The organism is Nguyenibacter vanlangensis (genome assembly GCF_013376155.1).
Taxonomy (GTDB): domain Bacteria; phylum Pseudomonadota; class Alphaproteobacteria; order Acetobacterales; family Acetobacteraceae; genus Gluconacetobacter; species Gluconacetobacter vanlangensis.
Genome location: NZ_JABXXP010001294.1, coordinates 1 through 509, shown reverse-complemented (window position 1 = coordinate 509; position 509 = coordinate 1). Strand labels below are relative to the sequence as shown.

General features: G+C 71.1%; 1 protein-coding gene. It reads right to left on the bottom strand.

The genetic code is table 11. The annotated features are described in order from the left end of the window. The coding region (locus tag HUK84_RS22685; RefSeq protein WP_374729419.1) for an HAD family hydrolase at window positions 1–391 on the bottom strand (391 nt) is incomplete at its 3' end. Between the last annotated feature and the right edge of the window lie 118 nt (window positions 392–509).

Below are 509 nucleotides of genomic sequence, written 5' to 3'. Positions count from 1 at the left end.
GGACCGTGGCCAGTGCGCGGGGCGCCGAGGTGACGATCGCCCAGCGATCGGTGGGCAGCGCGCGGACGAAGGCGTCGGCGCCCGGCAGGGCGATCGTGCCCTCGGCATCCGCGATTTCGGCCTGGGTGATGCGGTCGGCCTCGTGCTCGGGGTCGATGTCCGGCAGGTTCAGCCGGCGGATCGTTTCGACCGCGCGGACGCCGTGCAGGACCTTCAGCACCGAATCCGGCACCAATCCATGCCCTTCGGCCCAGCGGCTCCAGACGCGATTGGCCGAGGCGATGCTGTCGAGCAGCGTGCCGTCCATGTCGAACAGGAAGGCCGCGTAGGCACGTTGCATCGGCCAGAGGGGCATCGAGAGGGGCGGCTGAAGGGGCGTTTCGTGCTGCATCCTGTCGTGCCTTTTCGTGTCTTGCCGTGTCGTGCGCGATGTCCGGGCGGTCTGGGCAGACTAGCCGCAGGTGCGGCACGCCGCTACCCTGCGCGGCCGGCGGCGGCGTGCCGCCGGC